We start from the raw sequence: 18611 nt of genomic DNA on the forward strand, positions 1-18611 counted from the left end.
TTCGTCTGCGTGGCTGGCCCGGTGGCGTCATCGCGCGCGCACGACCCGGGCGACCACCTGCGTGCCGGCGCCCGGTGCCGAGGTGACCAGCAGCTCGCCTCCACCCTCCTCCACCCGGCGGCGCAGGCCGATGAGGCCGCTGCCGGTCTCGGTGCCCGCCGCGAAGCCGACCCCGTCGTCCACGACCCGCAGCGTCGCCTCGCCCGGGCGGGCCGTGGCCAGGGTGAGGCTGACCCTGGTGGGTGAGGCGTGCCGGCGGGCGTTGGTCAGGGCCTCCTGGGCGGTGCGCAGCAGCATGAGCTCCTCGGCCGGGCGCAGGCCGGACGGCCCGGCGGCGCCGGTACCGTCGCCGGCGGGCTCGGGAGCCAACCGGATGTCGACCTCGATGCCGGTCTCCCGGGTGAAGCGGCCGGCGAGCTGGGTGAGCGCGTCGCGCAGGCTGGTGCCGTCCAGCTCGACCGGAGACTGGGCCGCCACCAGGGCCCGCGCCTGCGCCAGGTTCTCGCTCGCGACCTCCTCGACCAGCTCGAGGCGCTCGCGCGCGGCCGCCGGGTCCGCGCCGAGCTGGGCGATCGCGGTGCGGRCCAGCATCAGGATGCTCGTGTAGCCCTGCGCGAGGGTGTCGTGGACGTCGCGGGCCATCCGCTCCCGTTCGGCCTGCGCGCCGCGTTCGCGCTCCAGCGCCGCGACCTCCGCCCGCGCGCTCTCCAGCTTCTCGATCAGGCGGGCCTGCTCGCGGCTGCGGTCGAACAGGCTGTGGACCCAGATGCCCATCAGCAGGGCGAACGCGACCCCGATGGCCTGGTTGGCGATCAGGCTGACGAGATCCGGCCGGTCCCGCGCCGGGCGCAGCGCCATCCCGACGATGCTGGCGGTGACCAGCATGAGCGACCAGAAGGTGCCCGGCAGGGGCCGATCGACCAGGGACCACACCTGGGCGTAGACGATGAAGAAGATGAACAGGGTGTCCGGCTCAGTCCTGGCCAGTACGCCGATTCCGGCGACGAGCACGACCAGGTAGACGACGATGAGCGCGCGACCGCGGCGTGACACCCTCGCCGCCGTCAGGCCCATCCGGCCGGCTACCGCGTAGGCGAGCACGATCGCGCCGATCGCGGTCAGCGCCGCCGGCCGGCACCAGGACTCGGACAGCTCGTTGGTCAGGATCGTGAGCACGGCGAGCGCCGCGAGGATCACGAAGGACGCGTGCAGGCCGACCAGCACCCGGCGCCAGACGCGCGCTCCCAGGGGAGGCCCCTCGTGCGTCGACGGGTCGGCCTGGTTGGGGAGCAGGAACGAGCCGACGCCGCGCCAGAGCCGTGTTGCCGCGAGCCGTGTTGCCGCGGGCCTCGTCGTCGCCAGTGCCGCGTCCGAGCTCACCGTGACCTCCGTTCTCGGCTCATGCCACCACGACAGCTGGTCTACGACAGCTGGTCTACGACAGCTGGTCTACGACAGCTGGTCTACGACAGCTGGTCTATGGCTGCCGGTCTAACGATTCAGGGAAAGGGACTAAAGGTTAGGAGACGCGGCGCCAGCGGAAGCTGCGGGCGCAGACGGCGATGCCGACGACGATCCAGGCGGCGAGGACGAGCACCGTCCGGCCATGCTCCCAGCCGCCGGCCACCTCGGCGCTCGCGGCCGCGTCGGGCAGGAACACCGAGCGCATCCCCTGCGTCAGCCACTTCAGCGGAAAGACGCTGGCGATCGTCTGCATCCAGCCGGGAAGGTCGCTGTAGACGAAGAAGACCCCGGAGAAGAACTGCAGCACCAGCGCGATCGGCACGATGACCGTGTCCGCGTTCTTCGCCGATTTCGGCAGCAGCGACACGGCGAAGCCGAGCACCGTCCCGGCCAGCGTGCCCAGCAGCGCCACCCAGACGAACGTCATCCAGTGGGCGGCGTCCACCGGGAACGGGACGTCGAAGGCGTAGCGCGCCACCACGACCAGGATGGCCAGCTGGGAGGCGGTCGTCACCAGCACCTGCGCCGCCTTGCCGGCCAGGTAGGAGATCGCGGGTGTGCCGAGTGCCTGCAGCCGGGCGAGCTCGCCGGCGTCCCGCTCGTTCGCGATCCGGATACCCAGCTGCTGGAACGTGTTGAGGATGATGCCGGTCGCGGCGATCCCGGCGGTGAAGTACTGGACGTAGGTGACGTCGCCAGCGACCGTGTCGTCGATGCTGATCGACCCGAAGATCACCAGCATGATGATCGGGTAGAGGAAGGAGAAGACCATTGCCTGGCGGGCGCGGACGTAGAGCCGGAGCTCCAGAGCGGCCCGCGCTCTGGCGATCCGGGCCGCGCTCGGCGGCGCCGTGACCGGGCCGCGGACGGTGACGGGTTCGGTGGCGGTGGTCATGACCTGCTCCTGGTGATGGCGCGCGGCTGGCGCGGCAGCTCGGGTTCGGATGGCGGCTCGGTCTCTCCCGCGGGTCGGCCGGTCTCGCCGTGCGCCGCGTCGCCGCCGCCGTTGTCGGCGTCGCCGTTGTCGGCGGCGGCGATCAGTTTCAGGTAGATGTCCTCGAGGGTGGGGCGGCGGATCTCCAGGTCCTCGACCTCGTCGTCAGGCGTCTCGGCCAGCAGCTGGCGGACGACCGCCGTCGGGGTCCGGGTGGCGACCTCGTGGACCAGGCCGCCGGTGCGCCAGCGGACGGTCGCGCCGTCGCGCAGCTCGCCGCCGAACTCGGCCGTCGGCGCGACCTCCAGCAGCCGTCCGCGCGCGATCGCTCCGACCCGGTCGGACAGCCGCGCCGCCTCGTCCAGGTAGTGCGTGGTGAGCAGGATCGTCGTCCCGTCGGCGCGCAGCTTCGTGACCAGCTCCCAGAGCTGCCGGCGGCCCTGAGGGTCGAGGCCGGTCGTCGGCTCGTCCAGGAAGAGCAGCTCCGGGCGCCCCTGGACGCCGAGCGCGACGTCGAGCCGCCGGCGCTGCCCGCCGGAGAGATCGACGATCCGGGTGTTCGCCTTCTCCGTGAGCCCGACGGCCTCGATCAGCTCGTCGGTGGGCCGCGGCGAGGCATGGTAGGCACCGAAGTGACGGACCGCCTCGGCGACGCTGAGGTCGAGCGCCGCGCCGGTCGTCTGCGCGACGACCCCGATCCGTGACCGCCACCTCCGGTCCGCCCTGGCGGGATCGCGGCCGAGCACGGTGACCGTGCCGCCGTCCCTGGAGCGGAACCCCTCCAGGATCTCGACGGTCGTCGTCTTGCCCGCCCCGTTGGGCCCCAGGAGCGCGAAGCACTCGCCGGCCTCGATGGTCAGGTCGAGATCGTGGACGACGACCCGCCCGTCATACGTCTTACGCAGTGCCGAGATCTCTATCGCTGGCATGCCGCCATGATCTCCGTCGGAGTGGTCGGCGCGGAACCACCGGGAGTTGGGTCGCCGCGTCCCCCGATCGATGGACGACATCCACCGGTGAGGTGGCCTCCGGGCGGGCGRTGAACTTCGCCACGCCCGGCCGTGGCGCCCCGTGTTCGCTTCGTTACCCGATGGTCCACGCGGGCCGAACGCACTGGCGTGGCGGCGATTGGCGGGGGCTGGGTGGCGCGTGTCGGACGGGCGCGACTTACTGTGGAGGGGAAGTTCTACGAGTGGTCGTAGACACCGTGTCGGGGCGGCGAGCGTGGCGCACATACTGGGTGGCGTGCTGGAGATGCGACGGCGGGATTCGCGTGTGCGTGGCCGGCGGCCGTCACTGCCCGGCGCGCGGCCGGGGGCGCGGCGGCGAATCGTCGGGCTCGCGGGTGCGCCGGCCGCCCTGGCGCTGGCGGTGGGCCTCGGGCTCAGCGGCTGCTCGACGGGCTCGAACCCCGTCGACGCGACCGGCGGCGGCAGCTTCGGGTTCGTGCAGCAGTCCGCGGGGCAGGACTTCGTCCCACCCGCCGAGCGGAAGCCGGCGCCCGAGCTGGCCGGTGACACGCTGACCGGAGAGAAGCTGGACGTCGCGTCGTTGCGCGGCAAGCCCGTCGTGATCAACTTCTGGGCGAGCTGGTGCGCGCCCTGCCGCGAGGAGACCCCGCATCTCGTCGAGCTCGCGAGGCAGCGTCCAGGCGTCGAGTTCGTCGGGGTGAACGAGGAGCCGCGCACCTCGCCGGGTCTGGCGTTCGCTCGCGACTACTCCGTCAGCTATCCCAGCATCTCCGACAAGAACGGCATCCTCTCGGCGGGCTGGCCGATCTCGCTGGGCCTGCCCTCGACGGTCGTGCTCGACGCCAAGGGCCAGATCGCGGCCCGGTTCACCGGCCCGGTCTCGTCCGAAGGCCTCGCCGGAGTCCTCGACCAGATGGCGGCCGAGACGTGATCGACCTGAGCGCCCTGAGTCCCTTGAGCGCCCTGTGCCGTCGGGCCGCCGCGAGGGGTCGCGGGTGAGCCTCACCGGGCTGATCTCCGACGGGCCCCTGCTGCTCGCGACCCCGGTCGCCGCGGCGGCCGGTCTGTTGTCGTTCTTCTCGCCGTGCGTCCTGCCGCTCGTCCCGGGCTACCTCTCCTACGTCACCGGCCTGTCCGGGGCAGACCTGGAAGGCGAGCCGGGCGGGGTCAGATCGCGGCGGGGCACCGCCGGACCGGCCGGCGGCGCCGAACCGGCGTACGCGGTGCCCGGGCCAGCGCTCGTGACCGCGGGGGTGACCTCGGCGATGGCGCCCGGCGCCGATGCCCGCGGCGCGCACACGTCGGACCTGTCGGCGCCCACCGGGCCGTCGACGGGGCAGCCGGTCGACGACCAGCCGGCTGACGGCCAGCCTGCGGCGGAGCGGCCGTGGCTGGTGACGACCGCCACGGCCGTCCGGCACGGGCTGGGCGGGCTTCGACGAACAGGGCGGGTCACTGCCGGGACCGGGCTGTTCGTGCTCGGATTCATGATCGTGTTCGTGTCCTTCGGCGCCGCCTTCGGCGGGCTCGGGCAGTGGCTGAAGGTGCACCAGGTCGGGATCGCGCAGGTGCTGGGCGCGGTCACGATCGTCATGGGCCTGCTGTTCGCGGGCGTGTTCTCCCGGTTTTCCTGGGCCAACCGGGAGTTCCGGATCCACCGGCTACCACCCACCCGGGGCCTGCTCGGCGCGCCGGTGCTCGGTGCGCTGTTCGGCCTCGGCTGGGCGCCATGCCTCGGTCCGACTCTCGCGGCCGTGCAGGGTCTGGCGGTGCAGAGTGCCACCGCCGGCCGCGGCGCGTACCTGTCCGCGGTCTACTGCCTCGGCCTAGGGGTGYCGTTCATCGTCACCGGGCTCGCCTTTCGACGTGTCGCCGGCGCCCTGCGCGCCGTGCGCTCGCATGCCCGGCTGCTGACGGTCGCGGGTGGCGTGCTGCTCGTCGCCGTCGGGGTCCTGCAGGTGACCGGTCAGTGGGCGGACCTGGTCGCGACGCTGCGCCCCTACGCCCCCGGATTCGCGGAGACGCCGCTGTGACGCCACCCTCGACGACCTCCGTGCCGACGGCGCGGGCAGGGAACGAGCCAGGCTCGGACGAGCCGAGCCCCGCCGCGGGCGCCGGCACCGACCAGATCGTCGCTCATCCGGACGAGTTCTCAATCCCGGAAACGTCCGCGGCACGTACCTCCACAAAGCCGAAGTCAACGTCGAATGCCGCGCCTGGCGGCGACCGCGACGGCGCCGGTCGTGACGGTGGGAAGGCGCGCGCCGGCGAACGCGGGCGGCTCGCCCGGCTGCTCGACCTGCCGCGGTGGGCGTGGCGGGTGCTCACCAGCATGCGCACCGCGCTGATCCTGCTGTTCTTCCTGGCAGTGTTCGCCATCCCCGGCTCGATCTTCCCGCAGCGCAGCATCAACCCGCTGAAGGTGCAGGAGTACTACGCCGCCCATCCGACGTGGGCGCCGTGGGCGAACCGTCTCAGCCTCTTCCACGTCTTCGGCGCGCCGTGGTTCGCGGCGATCTACCTGCTGCTGTTCATCTCGCTGATCGGCTGCCTGTGGTCGCGGGTGCAGTGGCACCTGCGAGCGCTCGTCGGCCGGCCGCCGGCGGCGCCGGCGAAGCCCAGTCGGCTCGCCGGCGGGTCATCCTGGGCGAGCACGCTCGCGCCGGAGGAGGCCGTCGCGGCGGCCGGCAAGGTGCTGCGAGGCCGGCGGTTCCGGGTGGCGGTGGCGCCCCCCGGCGCGACCCGCGCCAGCGGTGACCCCGACTACTCGGTCGCGGCGGAGAAGGGCTACCTGCGCGAGACCGGGAACCTGATCTTCCACATCGCGCTCGTCGTCGTGCTGCTCGGCGTCGGCCTCGGCTCCTGGTTCGGCTACCAGGGCACCGTCCTGGTGATCCAGGGCGACGGCTACTCGAACACGCTGATCTCCTATGACCAGTTCAGCGCCGGCCCGCTGGTCGACACCGCCAAGCTGCGGCCGTTCTCCCTCGACCTGGACGACTTCAAGGCCACCTATGAGGCGAACGGCCAGCCCAAGGACTTCGTGGCGACCGTCGACTACGCCGAGGACCTGGGCGCGCCGACGAAGCATGCCGAGATCCGGGTGAACCACCCGCTGAACGTCGGCGGCAGCAAGATCTACCTATTGGGGCATGGCTACGCGCCGCACTTCGTGCTGCGTGACAAGAGCGGCAAGACCGTCTGGGAGTCCTACGTTCCGTGCACCCCACGGGATGGGATGTTCACGTCGACCTGCACCGTCAAGATCCCTGACACTGGACTGCCACCCGCGGGGCCGCTCAAGTCGCCACAGCAGCTGGCCTTCACCGGGTTCTTCACCCCCACGACCATCGTCGACCCGGTCCAAGGGCCAGTGTCGGTCTACCCCGCGGCGATCGCGCCGGGGCTGTTCCTCACCGGCTGGCTCGGCAACCTGCACGTCAACGAGGGCATCCCGCAGAACATCTACGCGCTTGACACGAAGGACCTCACGCAGTTCCGCACCGACGGCYCGAGCGGTGAGGCGCTGCTCGCCCAGCGGTTGGCCCTGAACGACCCGAAGAACCGCACGATGACGGGCCTGCCCGACGGCATGTCGCTCGAGGTCGACAGTCTGCGCGAGTTCGCCACCTTCGAGACGAAGTCCGACCCGTACAAGGGCCTGGTGCTCTACGCGGCGATCGCGATCATCGTCGGGCTGGTGACGAGCCTGCGGGTGCGTCGCCGCCGGGTCTGGGTCCGCGCCCACCCGGTCGCCGGCGCCGGCACGGGGAGCACCGTCGAGATCGGTGGCCTGTCCCGCTCGGACGCCGAGGGCTTCGCGGCCGAACTGGCCGCCCTCACCGGCCGGATCCGCCTGGCGACGGAACCTCCCGGCGCGCCAGCGCCGGGCGAGCGCACCCCGCCGCCCGCGGCCGCATCGCCACCGGCCGCTCAGTCATCGGCCGCTCAGTCACCGGCCGCTCAGTCATCGGCCGCTCAGCCACTGCCCGCTCAGCCATCGGCCGCCACGGCGAGAGCCGCGGGTGCCACGGAAGCCAGCGGGCAGGCGGAACCATCCGCCGAGCCCGATGATCAGAACAACCCCTCCAGCACCAGACGGGAGCCTTGATGGCCGTCAACGAGGGCCTCGCCCACCTGTCCGATCATCTCGTCGACGGTGCCATGGCCGTCTACGCGGTCGCGATGCTGGGCTACGCGGCCGAGTTCGCGTTCAACCGCATCGGCCGGACGGCGGACGCGGCCGCGGCGGCGGCGCCGAGGGCCGAGAGAACGGCGAAGGCCGCGGTCCGCGAGCCGGCGCTCGTCGGTGCCGCGGCCGGCCAGGCGGGCGCCCCCGCGAGTGACGCTTCGACCGCCGCTCCCGCCGCCAAGGACGCCAAGGGCGCCACGGTTGGCAAAGCCGCCGGCGGCTCGGGCTCGGCCCGTGGAGGAGAGGAGGCGCAGGCGGTCCTGATCGGCCGGATCGCCGTCGTGCTCACGGTGCTCGGCTGGGGGCTGCACGTCGGCTCCCTGGTCACCCGCGGCCTCGCGGCGCACCGGGTGCCGTGGGGCAACATGTACGAGTTCTCGTCCATGATCTGCCTGATCGCGATCTCGGCGTTCCTCCTGCTGCTGACCCGCTACCCGGTCCGCTGGCTCGGCGTCTTCCTGGTGTTCCCCGCGCTGGTCTACCTGGGCTTCGCCAGGACGGTGCTCTACGTCCCCGCCGGCCCGCTGGTGCCGGCGCTGAACTCCTACTGGCTGAAGATCCACGTCGTCGCCGCGATCCTGTCCAGCGGCATCTTCCTGGTGTCCGCGGTCACCACGGTGCTGTTCCTGGTCAAGGACCGGTGGGAGCGCCGGCTCGCCGAGGTCGCGGCCGGGCGGGCACCCGTCTCGGCCGCGATGCGCAACCGCGGCGGCATCGTCATGAAGCTRCCGGCGTCGGCGTCGCTCGACACGCTGACCTACCGGCTGATCGCGTTCGGCTTCCCGATCTGGACGTTCGCCGTCATCGCCGGCGCGATCTGGGCCGAGGCCGCCTGGGGCCGCTACTGGGGCTGGGACCCGAAGGAGACCTGGTCGTTCATCACCTGGGTCTGCTACGCCGCCTACCTGCATGCGCGGGCGACCGCTGGCTGGCGCGGCTACAAGGCCGCCGCCGTCTCCCTGGTCGCGTTCAGCGCCCTGTTCGTCGACTACTACCTGGTGAACCTCGTCATCTCGGGCCTGCACTCCTACGCCGGAGTCTGACGAGTTCAGCCCGAAGCCTGTTCGTTCGGAGCGGCGGGGAACCAGTGACGAGCCTCGATGGTCCGCGGGCAGGGCACTCAGCGCCTGATCTTGGAGTCCCTGCCCGGGGACTGGCGACATGGTTCCTGCCCGATCGCGATGCGATCTGGGGATGCGATCTGGGAGGTCTGAGACTCGGGAACGACGCCTCAGGGACGCGGGGAGGGACCGTCCGGGTCCTGGCGGCGCAGGCGCTCCGAGAGCTCGAGCAGGAACTCGGGATCGTCATCGGGGCCGCGCGGGCGGTCGGGCTGCTCGAGCCAGTGAACGCGGCCTCGCGCACGGCCCAGGCCGTCGGAACGGTGCGACGGGATGGCGTCCCACCGGCCGGAACCGCCGTAGGCCGGGTGCTCGCGGCGGGCGCGTGCGCCGCCGCGGCCGATGGCCGACCGCGGCCGACCGAAGATGAACCAGAGCACGCAGCTGATCGGGCCGAACAGCAGGCCGAACAGAAGAACAAGCGCGATCCAGACCGGCTTGGACAGCACGCGGATCCCGCTTCGGGGGGCTCGCGCGATGTCCAGGATCACGTAGGCCATGGCCGCGCAGACCACGACGTAGAGCAGGAGAACCACCGGCTCGTCGCCCCCCTTTCCTACTAGCCGTTCGTCTTGCGTCGTTCACGGCACTTGACCACCTTACGACGCCAGCGGGACCCACCCAGACCGATGGTCGTCTCCGCGCCGCCGCGCTGACCAGCATCTTCGGCGCGGCGGGGATGGCCCATCCGGTGCACAGGGGCGGGTGTCGCCTAGGAGTCAGTGTGCGCCCTGGCTTCTGGCGGCGTCTGGCTACTGACGACAACCGCCGATCCGGCCGACCGATTCCGCTCCACCGACCAGGTCGTCAGACGGCCAGACGGGCCAGACCGGTCTGGCCGGGCGGCGCGTGCCCGCGGACGAGGAAGCGGCGCAGCGCACTGAGCGCACTGGACGCGGGGAGGATGTGCGCTGGGAGGATGGCGGTATGGCATGGGCGGATCTGCGGGCGTTCCTGCGTGACCTCGAGAAGCACGGTGAGCTGCGTCGCGTGGCGGCGACGGTGGACCCGAGGCTGGAGGTGACCGAGATCGTCCAGCGAGTCGTTCGCGCCGGCGGTCCGGCGTTGCTGTTCGAGAACCCGGCGGGCTCGGACATGCCGCTGGCCATCAACGTCTTCGGCACCGAGAAGCGGATGGCGAGGGCGCTCGGCGTCGAGCGGCTCGACGACCTGGGCGACCGGATAGCCGACATGCTGCGCCCGGAGCTGCCGCAGGGCTTCTCCGGCATGCGTGAGGCGCTTGGCAAGGCCGCCCGGCTGACGAACATGCCGCCGAAGAAGGTCCGCACCGCGCCCTGCCAGGAGGTCGTCTACAAGGGCGACGAGGTCGACCTGTTCCGGCTGCCGGCCGTCACCTCCTGGCCGGACGACGGCGGCGCGTTCCTCAACCTGGGCCTCACGCACACCCGCCACCCGGAGACCGGCGCCCGCAATCTCGGCATGTACCGGCTGCAGCGGCACGACGCGCGCACCGTCGGCATGCACTGGCAGATCCACAAGGACTCCAACGCCCACCACGCGGTCGCCGAGCGGCGCGGCGAGCGGCTGCCGGTCGCGATCGCGTTCGGCTGCGACCCGGCGGTCACCTACGCCGCGTCCGCGCCGCTTCCCGCCGACATCGACGAGTACCTCTTCGCCGGCTTCCTCCGCGGTGAGCGGGTCGAGCTGGTCGACTGCGTGAGCGTCCCGCTTCAGGTCCCGGCCAACGCGCAGATCGTGCTGGAGGGCTGGCTTGAGCCGGGGGAGCGCCGCCCAGAAGGGCCGTTCGGCGATCACACCGGCTTCTACACCCCGGTCGAGCCCTTCCCCGCCCTGCACGTCGAGGTGATGACGATGCGACGGGACCCGATCTACCAGACGATCGTCGTCGGCCGCCCCCCGCAGGAGGACGGTCCGATGGGAAAGGCCACCGAGCGCATCTTCCGGCCGCTCATCAGGATGCTGGTTCCCGAGATCGTCGACTACGACCTTCCCGAGGCCGGCGTCTTTCACAACTGCGCGATCGTCTCGATCGACAAGCGCTATCCGAAGCAGGCACAGAAGGTCATGCACGCGGTCTGGGGCGCCGGGCTGCTGTCGCTGTCCAAGCTGGTGATCGTCGTCGACGCCGACTGTGATGTGCACGACTACACCGAGGTCGCCTGGCGGGCGTTCGGCAACGTCGACTACGCCCACGACCTGGTCACCACGATCGGCCCGGTCGACCACCTCGACCACTCGTCCTACGAGCAGTTCTGGGGCGGCAAGGCCGGCATCGACGCCACGAGGAAGCTCCCGACCGAGGGCTACCGCCGAGCCGGCGGCTGGCCGGCGGAGTGCGTGATGGACGACGCCACCCGTGCCCTGGTCACTGACCGCTGGAAGGAGTACGGCCTTGCTCCGAAATCGGCGCCCTAGGGGCGCCTCCTCGTCGCCATGCCATCGGGCGCCAAGGCGCCCTCCCGCCTGGTTTCGGACCACGGTGTATGACGGTGGCTGACCTGGTTCCGGGCTGATGGGGTGGTTGGGTTGGCGCTGCGCCAATGCGCCGTTACCGACTGTGGCTGGGTTGCGCACGGTGCTCGCCAGCACGACAGCCCATCGCCGTGCTGGACACCGAAACCGTCGGGTGTCGGTCAGGTGCCTTGTGGTGAGAGCCGGCCGGGATCGCGAGGATCGGGAGGTGTGCGGTGACTGAGGCGGCGTTGCCCAGGCCGATGGCGCGACCGCGGGCGTTTCTGCGGTTGGTGACGATCGAGCATTCGGTGTTTGCTTTGCCGTTTGCTTATGTGGCGGCGCTGGCGGCGGGGTTTCGGGTGTCGCGGTCGGTGCACTGGGCCGACCTGGTGCTGGTGACCGTCGCGATGGTGGCCGCTCGGACGTTCGCGATGGCGGCCAACCGGATCATCGACCGGGAGATCGACGCCCGTAACCCGCGCACCGCGCACCGGGAACTGGTCACCGGCGTGGTGGCCGTCCGTACCGCGATCATCGGCGCGGTCATCGCCCTGGTGGTGTTCCTCGCGGCGGCGGCGGCGCTTGGCTGGCTGTGCCTGGTGCTCGCTCCGGCGGCCGTCGCCCCGTTGGTCGTCTATCCCTACGCCAAGCGGTTCACGAACTTCCCGCAGGTCGTCCTCGGGGTCGCGCAGGCGGTGGCGCCGATCGGCGCCTGGGTCGCGATCACCGGCCACTGGTCGTGGAGCGCCGTACTGCTCGGGTTGGCGGTCGGCAGCTGGATCGGTGGCTTCGACCTGATCTAYGCCTGCCAGGACGTCGAGGTGGACCGTCGGATCGGCGTCCACTCGGTGCCGGCCCGGTTCGGAGTACGAGCCGCCCTCATCGCATCAGCGGTCACCCACGTCGTGACGTTCGCCCTGTTCGTGCTGTTCGGGCTGGCCGAGGACTTCGGCGTCTTCTGGTGGGTGGGGCTGGGGCTGACCGCGGTCGCGTTCGGCTACGAGCACAGGATCGTCACTCCGAGCGACCTGTCCAAGGTCAACCGCGCGTTCTTCACGGCGAACGGCTTCGTCGGCATCGCGCTGTTCGGCTTCGCGCTCGTCGACCTGATCGCGCGCGGCCTCGTCGCGTGACCATGCCCCCCGGCGGGCGGCCAGGTGACACCCACGACGGCCACGACGGCGCCGCGCCTGGTGCGGGACGGTGGCCGTGGGTCGTCGGGGTCAGCGGGGCGAGCGGCACGCCATACGCCGCGTCGGCGCTGCGCGGCCTGCTGGCCGCCGGCCTGCCGGTGGACCTGGTGGTCTCCCGGGCCGCGCGGCTCACCCTGCTGGATGAGACGGGGATCGCCTGGCGCGACGGCGACGGCGCGTGGCCGGGGGCGCTCACGGAGTGGCTCGGGACGACGCTCGCCGGCGCCGGGCGCCCAGACCGCGGGCCCATCGCCGGGCAGGTGGCCCGCCTGGTGCGCGTGCACGGCGCCGACAATCTGGCCGCTGGGCCGAGCAGTGGTTCCTACCCGACCCGCGGCATGATCGTCGTGCCGGCCAGCACCGCGTCGATCGCGGGAATCGCGCTCGGCCTGTCCAAGGACCTGCTGCAGCGCGCCGCCGACGTGACCCTCAAGGAGGGCCGGCGGCTCGTCGTCGTGCCCCGCGAGATGCCCTTCACCGGCGCCACCCTGCGTCACCTCCTGTCGCTGCACGACTCGGGCGCGGTGGTCGCCGCCGCGAGCCCGGGCTTCTACGCGGGCGCGGCGGACGCGCAGGCGCTCGTCGATTTCGTCGCCGGCCGGGTGCTCGACGCGGCGGGGGTGCCCAACACGCTTTTCCGGCGGTGGGCGGGAGAACTCGGCGCGGCGCGTACGTACCAGCCGGGACCTGGCACAGTAGACGACACGCCGACCGGCGAGAACGGCGAAAACGGGGCGGACGCCGACGCGGGCACCGGAACGGACCCGCGCCTCGGCGGACCAGGGGACTGAGGGAGATCGGGATGGCACGCGGGCGGAACCAGGGGGCCGCGGCGCAGCCGAAGGCGCCGGCCAAGCCGAAGGCGGCGGCGAAGCCTGTGCCGACGGTGAGGGCTATGCCGAAGGCGGGGCCGAAGAACGCGAAGGGCGACAAGCCCGAGAAGTCCGCGCACCAGCCCGCCGACCTGAGGGCGGCGCTTCCCTACTTCCTCATCCGGATCGCGGTCTTCGCCGTGATCACCGTGGTCCTCATCCTGGTCGGCTTCTACGTTCTCTGGGCGCTGCTGATCGGGATGATCGCGGCCTCCGTCGTGACCTGGCCGATCGCGCGCATCCAGAAGCGCGTCGCCCGCCGCGACCCCGCCGGATCGGCGAGGTCGGCCAGGTCAGCCAAGTAGCTCGATCGTCACAGGGCGCCGGCCGCTGCCYGGAGGCCGGTTCGGCCAAGGCATCCGTGGGACGGCATCCCTTGTGCTGGTGGTCTCGTCGTTGATGATCGCGCCGGCCGTGGGTCTAGTCTCGTCGGTATGGACGCCGGGCTGAAGCGGGAGATCGAGCAGAAGGTTCATGCCGGGGAACGGCTGGACCGGGCCGACGGAGAGGCGCTCTATGCCTCCGATGACCTGGCCTGGCTCGGTAACCTCGCGCACGAGGTGCGGACCCGCAAGAACGGGAACCAGACGTTCTTCAACGTCAACCGTCATCTCAACCTGACAAACGTCTGCTCGGCCTCCTGTGCCTACTGCTCCTTCCAGCGCAAGCCCGGCGAGGCCGACGCGTACACGATGCGTATCGAAGAGGCCGTCCGCCTGGCCAAGGAGATGGAGCCCGCCGGCATCACCGAGYTGCACATCGTCAACGGCCTGCATCCGACGCTGCCGTGGCGGTACTACCCGCGCTCGCTGCGCGAGCTGCGTGCCGCGCTGCCGGGCGTCGCGCTCAAGGCGTTCACCGCCACCGAGATCCACTGGTTCGAGAAGATCAGCGGTCTGACCGCCGACGAGATCCTCGACGAACTGATCGACGCCGGTCTCGAGTCGTTGACCGGCGGCGGCGCGGAGATCTTCGACTGGGAGATCCGCCAGCAGATCGTGGGTCACGAGACTCACTGGGAAGACTGGTCGCGTATCCACCGGCTGGCGCATGCCAAGGGTCTGCGCACGCCGTGCACGATGCTCTACGGCCACGTCGAGCAGCCGCGGCACCGCGTCGACCATGTGCTCCGGCTGCGCGAGCTCCAGGATGAGACCGGCGGCTTCGCCGTCTTCATTCCGCTGCGCTTCCAGCACGACGCCGCCGGCGACCCCCGCAATCGGTTGATGAACCAGCCGATGGCGACGGGCGCGGAGGCGCTCAAGACGTTCGCCGTCTCCCGGCTGCTGTTCGACAACGTCGACCACGTCAAGTGTTTCTGGGTGATGCACGGTCTGACTACCGCACAGCTCGCGCTGAACTTCGGCGCGGACGACCTGGACGGCTCGGTCGTCGARTACAAGATCACTCATGATGCCGACCGGTTCGGCACGCCGACCACGATGACCCGGGACGACCTGCTCGCGGTGATCCGCGACGCCGGCTTCCAGCCGGTCGAGCGCGACACCCGCTACCGGGTGATCCGTACCTTTGACGGCCCTGACCCGGCCCGCCGTGACATCCCCCAACCGATCGACGCGTGAGCGAGGGCTGACGTGACCGACCCGCAGGCCGGCCAGCCTTCCCCTGGCCCGGGCCAGGGGACGGGCCACCCGAGGCATCCGGGTGCGCCGCGGCCGGGCCAGGCTGGCATCGGGTCGATCTTCGTGCTCGCCTTCATCGTGATCCTGGTGCCCGGAGTCCTGGTCTACCTGGTATCGCACGCGCTCGGCCTGGCGCTCGGCCCGGCCTCGCTGCTGGGGCTGTTGACGGTCATCGTCTGTCTGGGCTGCTACCCGAGCGTGCTGGTCCGGCTGGGCTGGGTGCGCAGGCGTTCCCGCCGCCGTTAGATCCGGAGAATCCCGGAAGTACTGGAGGGGCCCGATGCCCAAGCCCGTGCCGATGAAGCCCGAGACAAGCCTGGTGTCCTCGTCCAAGGAACCGCCGGGGCTGCTCGCGATCAATCTTCGCTACTTCGCGCTGCGTGTCGTGCTGTTCGGCGCGGTGCTGACGGCGGTGCTGCTGCTCGGCGTGAACGGGTGGCTCGCGTTCTTCGCCGCACTGGTCGTCAGCGGGATCATGAGCTTCCCGCTCGCGCTGCGCCAGCGGCGGGCCGCGCAGCGGGCGTTCGAGATCCGCCGGGGCCAGCGGTGACGCTGCGGGCGGACCCAGGCGGCTCGGGCGGCGCCGGCGCCGCCGCCGAGACCGCGGGGGAGGCGCCGGGCGGGGCCGACGGCCCACATACCGCGGAGGGCGACGTCCCCAGCCGGCCACGGGTCGGGCACATCCAGTTCCTCAACTGCCTGCCGCTCTACTGGGGCCTGGTCCACTCGGGCGCGCTGCTCGACATCGACCTGTTCAAGGACACGCCAGACCACCTGAGTGAGGCGCTCGTCGCCGGGGACCTCGACATCGGCCCGATCAGCCTCGTCGAGTACCTGCGGCACGCCGACGAGCTCGTCGTGCTGCCCGACATCGCCGTCGGCTCGGACGGGCCGGTGCTGTCGGTGGTGCTGAGCACCCAGGTGCCGGTCGGCGAGATCCGCTCGGTCGCACTCGGGTCCACGTCGCGGACGAGCGTGCTGCTGGCCCGGATGATGCTCGAGGACCGCTTCGGGGTCCGTCCCGACTACGTCACGATGCCGCCGGACGTGCCGATGATGCTGCGCGAGGCCGACGCGGCGGTGACGATCGGCGATGTCGCCCTGCGCGCCTACTACGAGCACGAGCAGGGCGGCCCGGGCCATCAGCCGGCGGTCCTCGACCTGGGCGCGGCCTGGCGGGAGTGGACCGGCCTGCCGATGGTCTTCGCCGTCTGGGCGGTCCGCCGCGAGTTCGCGCGAGCGCACCCAGGCCTGGTCAAGGAGGTCCACGGCGCCTTTCGGGCGAGCCTCGACCTCGCGCTCTCCGAGGTGGCGACGGTCGCGGCCAGCGCGGCGCGCTGGGAGGTCTTCGACCCGGCGTCGCTCGTCCGCTATTTCACGACCCTGGACTTCCGGCTCGGCCCCCGCCAACTCGAGGGCATCACCGAGTTCGCCCGCCGCGCCACCACCCGCGGCGCCGTCCCCGCACTCCGCGAACTCACCTTCGCGGACGTCTAAAGACCGGACGTCTAAAGACCGGTCGTCCAAAGGCCGGTCGTCCAAAGGCTGAAGGCGCGCGAAGCGCGGCGCCGCCTTTGGACCGGTGAGTCATACGGGCGGGCTGAGTCATACGGGCGGGTGGAAAGCGCGGGAAATGCCGTATGGCGGGCGCTCGCGGCGAGCACTGGTGGTGGCGAACCGGGCGATCCGGCCCTTGACCAGCGCGACCAGGCGCGGCGTGCTGGCCCGCCCGCCCGGGGCGGTCATCAGGTCCGAGAGGCCACGCCACGGCGGGCTGGTCGGCTCGGCGTCGAGAAACGCCCGCTCGTGACCGGCCGGCCGGCCGGCGGCCAGCTCGTCCGCGCGCCGCACGATCGGGTCGGAGGACGCCTCGGCGGCGCCCGCCGTGGCCGCGTAGTCCATCCGGCTGGGCTCGTCGTAACTGTCGGCGAGGAAGATCGACGCGGCGTCGGGGAGCTCGGCCCCGTCCGCGAGCTCGATGTGGTCGGCGAGCTGGATCTGGTCGGTGAAGCCGACCGGGTCGACGAGTTGTGCCGTGTCGGGCCCGTACGGCGGGTTCGCCCCACCACCGCCGTCGATGAGCGTCGCCGCGTGTCGCGCGGCCTCACCGACCAGCCGGTTGACCGCCAGCGTCCAGGCTCGCAGTCCTTCGTKACCGGTGAGCTCGGTGAAGACCGCGGCCTCCAGGCAGCAGGTGCTCGCGCCGGTGAGGTCACCCATGTCGAGCTGCGCGATCGCGAGCAGCCCCGCGAGATGCCCGGCGATCATGTAGAGCCGGAACTGCTGATGCGGCAGCATCGGGGTGCGCAGCAGGGAGTCGACGAACTCCTGCTGGTCGAGGACCCGGCTGGAGACGTCCCGCGGGCTGAGGCTGTCCGCCATCGCGATCAGCTCGCCCACCATGCGGTCCAGGTAGTCGAGGTCGGTGTCGCGGCGACGGTTGTGCAGCAGGTCGTGAACCCGGCGGCGGGACTCGCGCTCCGGGTCGCGCGGCTGGCCGGCCCGTTCGGCGCGCGCCACCACGGCCTGGTCACGCAACGCGATCAGCACTCCGTCGGCGCCCAGCACCGCGTCGACGGCGGCGACCACGGGCCGGGGAGGAATGCCCTTGCTCGGCTGCTCCAGCTGGCTGACGTACTGGCGGCTGTAGCCAGTTCGCTGCGCGACATCGTCGCGGGAGAGTCCGCGGGCGCACCTGCGACGACGGACCTCCCGATGGAAGATCTCCTCGGCGGTGGCCGCGTCTTCCGGGCCACGGCTGCTCTGCCGGTTGCCCGAATGCCGCATCTGCGCTCCACTGGTCCCGGCCGCGGTCATACTGTCGCCACGCGGCAGCCCGCCGMGCAGCCAGGCTGTGCGGCGACTATGCCGCGAAGACCACTCGACGAGGCCCCGTTGGGAGGGCTCTGTCGAGCAGGCCCCACCGGCGGGATTTGGCCGTTGCATGACTCGCGTGCGTGTCACTGTTGGTGATCAGTCTATTGCTTCGAGCACTACACAGGGCTAGAGGCCAAAGGTCACATACGCGTATGGTCACATCGATTACCGTGTGTATGCGATTCGATTGCGCATCGCGATTGGTTTCCGTCGCGCCGGGCTCGGGCGAGACCCGCCCGGGCCATGCGCGAATACCACCCTGAATGACGATGGGCACACCTTGTGTGGTCCGGTAGAACGGTACGAGTGGACCGGCACCTCGAGGCGGGCGCCGAGGCGGTAGAGACCGAGGCGCTCCACCCTGTTGGCTTCCGTCCGGACAGCTTCCCCACCGGCGACGTCCGTCCGGACGGTGGCGCGCGTCCAGAGGGTGGCCCCCGCGCCGCCGAGCTCTCCCTGGCCACGGGACCGGGCCCGAGCCGTGCCGGCGCCGACGGTGCCGTGCCTCACGGCGGGCCGGGCCCGTTGCGGGTGGTCGTCGCGGATGACGCCGATGGCGTGCGCGACCTGATCTGCCTCCTGCTGGACCTGGAGCCGGACTTCACCGTTGTGGGCCGGGCCGCCAACGGCGCCGAGGCGATCGATCTCGTCGCCGAGACCGGTCCGGACCTGGTCATCCTCGACGTGGCGATGCCGGTGCTCGACGGGATCGCCGCGCTGCCCAGGGTGCGCCGGCTGGTGCCGGGTGCCCGGGTCGTGGTCTTCACCGGTTTCTCCGCGTACACGGTGCGCGATGAGGTGCTCGCCCTTGGCGCCGACGACGTGATGGAGAAGGGTCTGGGCTCAGGCCCGCTCGTCGATCGCCTGCGCGCCGTCTGCCGGCGCCCGGCACCCGCGGCCTGAGCCGG

General features: G+C 71.5%; 18 protein-coding genes. 13 read left to right on the forward strand and 5 right to left on the reverse strand.

Translation table 11 applies throughout. The annotated features are described in order from the left end of the window. Positions 1-27 precede the first annotated feature (27 nt). The 3 genes from BL253_RS15550 to BL253_RS15560 form a co-directional block, all read right to left on the reverse strand. Positions 28-1380: a sensor histidine kinase gene (locus BL253_RS15550; RefSeq protein ID WP_241834826.1), complete on the reverse strand. Its 1353-nt coding sequence runs from the start codon at positions 1378-1380 to the stop codon at positions 28-30. Between the two features lie 139 nt (positions 1381-1519). Next, positions 1520-2359 (reverse strand): ABC transporter permease, encoded by an 840-nt coding sequence (locus tag BL253_RS15555; RefSeq protein WP_076817585.1) that lies wholly within the window; start codon positions 2357-2359, stop codon positions 1520-1522. Continuing rightward, a complete protein-coding gene (locus tag BL253_RS15560) occupies positions 2356-3327 on the reverse strand; it encodes an ABC transporter ATP-binding protein (protein WP_076817587.1) in 972 nt (323 codons plus the stop codon). The genes BL253_RS15555 and BL253_RS15560 overlap by 4 nt, the downstream gene beginning before the upstream one ends. A 295-nt stretch (positions 3328-3622) precedes the next feature. Here BL253_RS15560 and BL253_RS15565 point away from each other — a divergent pair, with 295 nt between their 5' ends. From BL253_RS15565 to ccsB, 4 genes are all read left to right on the forward strand, one after another. Then, positions 3623-4300, forward strand: a complete 678-nt coding sequence (locus tag BL253_RS15565) for a TlpA family protein disulfide reductase (RefSeq protein WP_081438349.1) — start codon at positions 3623-3625, stop codon at positions 4298-4300. 64 nt (positions 4301-4364) lie between these two features. After that, positions 4365-5402, forward strand: coding sequence for a cytochrome c biogenesis CcdA family protein (locus BL253_RS15570; protein ID WP_076817695.1), 1038 nt, complete (start codon positions 4365-4367; stop codon positions 5400-5402). Next, complete coding sequence (gene resB / locus BL253_RS15575; RefSeq protein ID WP_076817588.1) at positions 5399-7480, forward strand: cytochrome c biogenesis protein ResB; 2082 nt, start codon at positions 5399-5401, stop codon at positions 7478-7480. Before BL253_RS15570 ends, resB begins: the two co-directional genes overlap by 4 nt. Continuing rightward, positions 7480-8604: a c-type cytochrome biogenesis protein CcsB gene (ccsB, locus tag BL253_RS15580; RefSeq protein ID WP_076817697.1), complete on the forward strand. Its 1125-nt coding sequence runs from the start codon at positions 7480-7482 to the stop codon at positions 8602-8604. The genes resB and ccsB overlap by 1 nt, the downstream gene beginning before the upstream one ends. Before the next feature lie 188 nt (positions 8605-8792). On the opposite strand, the gene BL253_RS15585 is transcribed toward ccsB, so the two are convergent. Beyond that, positions 8793-9218 carry a hypothetical protein gene (locus BL253_RS15585; protein WP_081438350.1) on the reverse strand — a complete coding sequence of 142 codons (426 nt, stop codon included), beginning with the start codon at positions 9216-9218 and terminating at the stop codon, positions 8793-8795. A 391-nt stretch (positions 9219-9609) separates the two neighbouring features. Between BL253_RS15585 and BL253_RS15590 the strand changes: the two genes are divergently transcribed. The 8 genes from BL253_RS15590 (at position 9610) to BL253_RS15625 (ending at position 16323) form a co-directional block, all read left to right on the forward strand. Continuing rightward, positions 9610-11079 (forward strand): menaquinone biosynthesis decarboxylase, encoded by a 1470-nt coding sequence (locus BL253_RS15590; RefSeq protein WP_076817590.1) that lies wholly within the window; start codon positions 9610-9612, stop codon positions 11077-11079. A gap of 272 nt (positions 11080-11351) precedes the next feature. Beyond that, positions 11352-12251, forward strand: a complete 900-nt coding sequence (mqnP, locus tag BL253_RS15595) for a menaquinone biosynthesis prenyltransferase MqnP (protein WP_076817592.1) — start codon at positions 11352-11354, stop codon at positions 12249-12251. After that, positions 12248-13102, forward strand: coding sequence for a UbiX family flavin prenyltransferase (locus tag BL253_RS15600; RefSeq protein ID WP_241834827.1), 855 nt, complete (start codon positions 12248-12250; stop codon positions 13100-13102). The genes mqnP and BL253_RS15600 overlap by 4 nt, the downstream gene beginning before the upstream one ends. A gap of 11 nt (positions 13103-13113) precedes the next feature. Then, positions 13114-13488, forward strand: a complete 375-nt coding sequence (locus tag BL253_RS40335; RefSeq protein WP_096336014.1) for a hypothetical protein — start codon at positions 13114-13116, stop codon at positions 13486-13488. Positions 13489-13617: 129 nt separating this feature from the next. After that, entirely contained in the window at positions 13618-14766 is a 1149-nt protein-coding gene (gene mqnE / locus BL253_RS15610) for an aminofutalosine synthase MqnE (protein ID WP_076817593.1), read from the forward strand. A 12-nt stretch (positions 14767-14778) separates the two neighbouring features. Next, positions 14779-15072 (forward strand): hypothetical protein, encoded by a 294-nt coding sequence (locus tag BL253_RS15615; protein ID WP_076817595.1) that lies wholly within the window; start codon positions 14779-14781, stop codon positions 15070-15072. 34 nt (positions 15073-15106) lie between these two features. Continuing rightward, positions 15107-15376 (forward strand): hypothetical protein, encoded by a 270-nt coding sequence (locus BL253_RS15620; protein ID WP_081438352.1) that lies wholly within the window; start codon positions 15107-15109, stop codon positions 15374-15376. Continuing rightward, entirely contained in the window at positions 15373-16323 is a 951-nt protein-coding gene (locus tag BL253_RS15625; protein ID WP_420801672.1) for a menaquinone biosynthetic enzyme MqnA/MqnD family protein, read from the forward strand. Before BL253_RS15620 ends, BL253_RS15625 begins: the two co-directional genes overlap by 4 nt. Before the next feature lie 108 nt (positions 16324-16431). Here BL253_RS15625 and BL253_RS15630 read toward each other — a convergent pair whose 3' ends face one another. Continuing rightward, positions 16432-17613: a helix-turn-helix domain-containing protein gene (locus tag BL253_RS15630; RefSeq protein ID WP_076817597.1), complete on the reverse strand. Its 1182-nt coding sequence runs from the start codon at positions 17611-17613 to the stop codon at positions 16432-16434. A gap of 396 nt (positions 17614-18009) precedes the next feature. Here BL253_RS15630 and BL253_RS15635 point away from each other — a divergent pair, with 396 nt between their 5' ends. Then, a complete protein-coding gene (locus BL253_RS15635) occupies positions 18010-18606 on the forward strand; it encodes a response regulator transcription factor (RefSeq protein ID WP_241834828.1) in 597 nt (198 codons plus the stop codon). The last annotated feature ends 5 nt before the right edge of the window (positions 18607-18611 follow it).

Source organism: Pseudofrankia asymbiotica, from assembly GCF_001983105.1.
In the GTDB taxonomy this organism is placed as follows: Bacteria; Actinomycetota; Actinomycetes; order Frankiales; family Frankiaceae; genus Pseudofrankia; species Pseudofrankia asymbiotica.

Excerpts from the sequence above, each read along its gene's own strand:
- BL253_RS15555 (WP_076817585.1), bottom strand. The coding sequence starts at position 2,359 with ATGACCACCGCCACCGAACCCGTCACCGTCCGCGGCCCGGTCACGGCG.
- BL253_RS15620 (WP_081438352.1), top strand. The coding sequence starts at position 15,107 with ATGCCCAAGCCCGTGCCGATGAAGCCCGAGACAAGCCTGGTGTCCTCG.
- BL253_RS15560 (WP_076817587.1), bottom strand. The coding sequence starts at position 3,327 with ATGCCAGCGATAGAGATCTCGGCACTGCGTAAGACGTATGACGGGCGG.
- BL253_RS15590 (WP_076817590.1), top strand. The coding sequence starts at position 9,610 with ATGGCATGGGCGGATCTGCGGGCGTTCCTGCGTGACCTCGAGAAGCAC.
- BL253_RS40335 (WP_096336014.1), top strand. The coding sequence starts at position 13,114 with ATGGCACGCGGGCGGAACCAGGGGGCCGCGGCGCAGCCGAAGGCGCCG.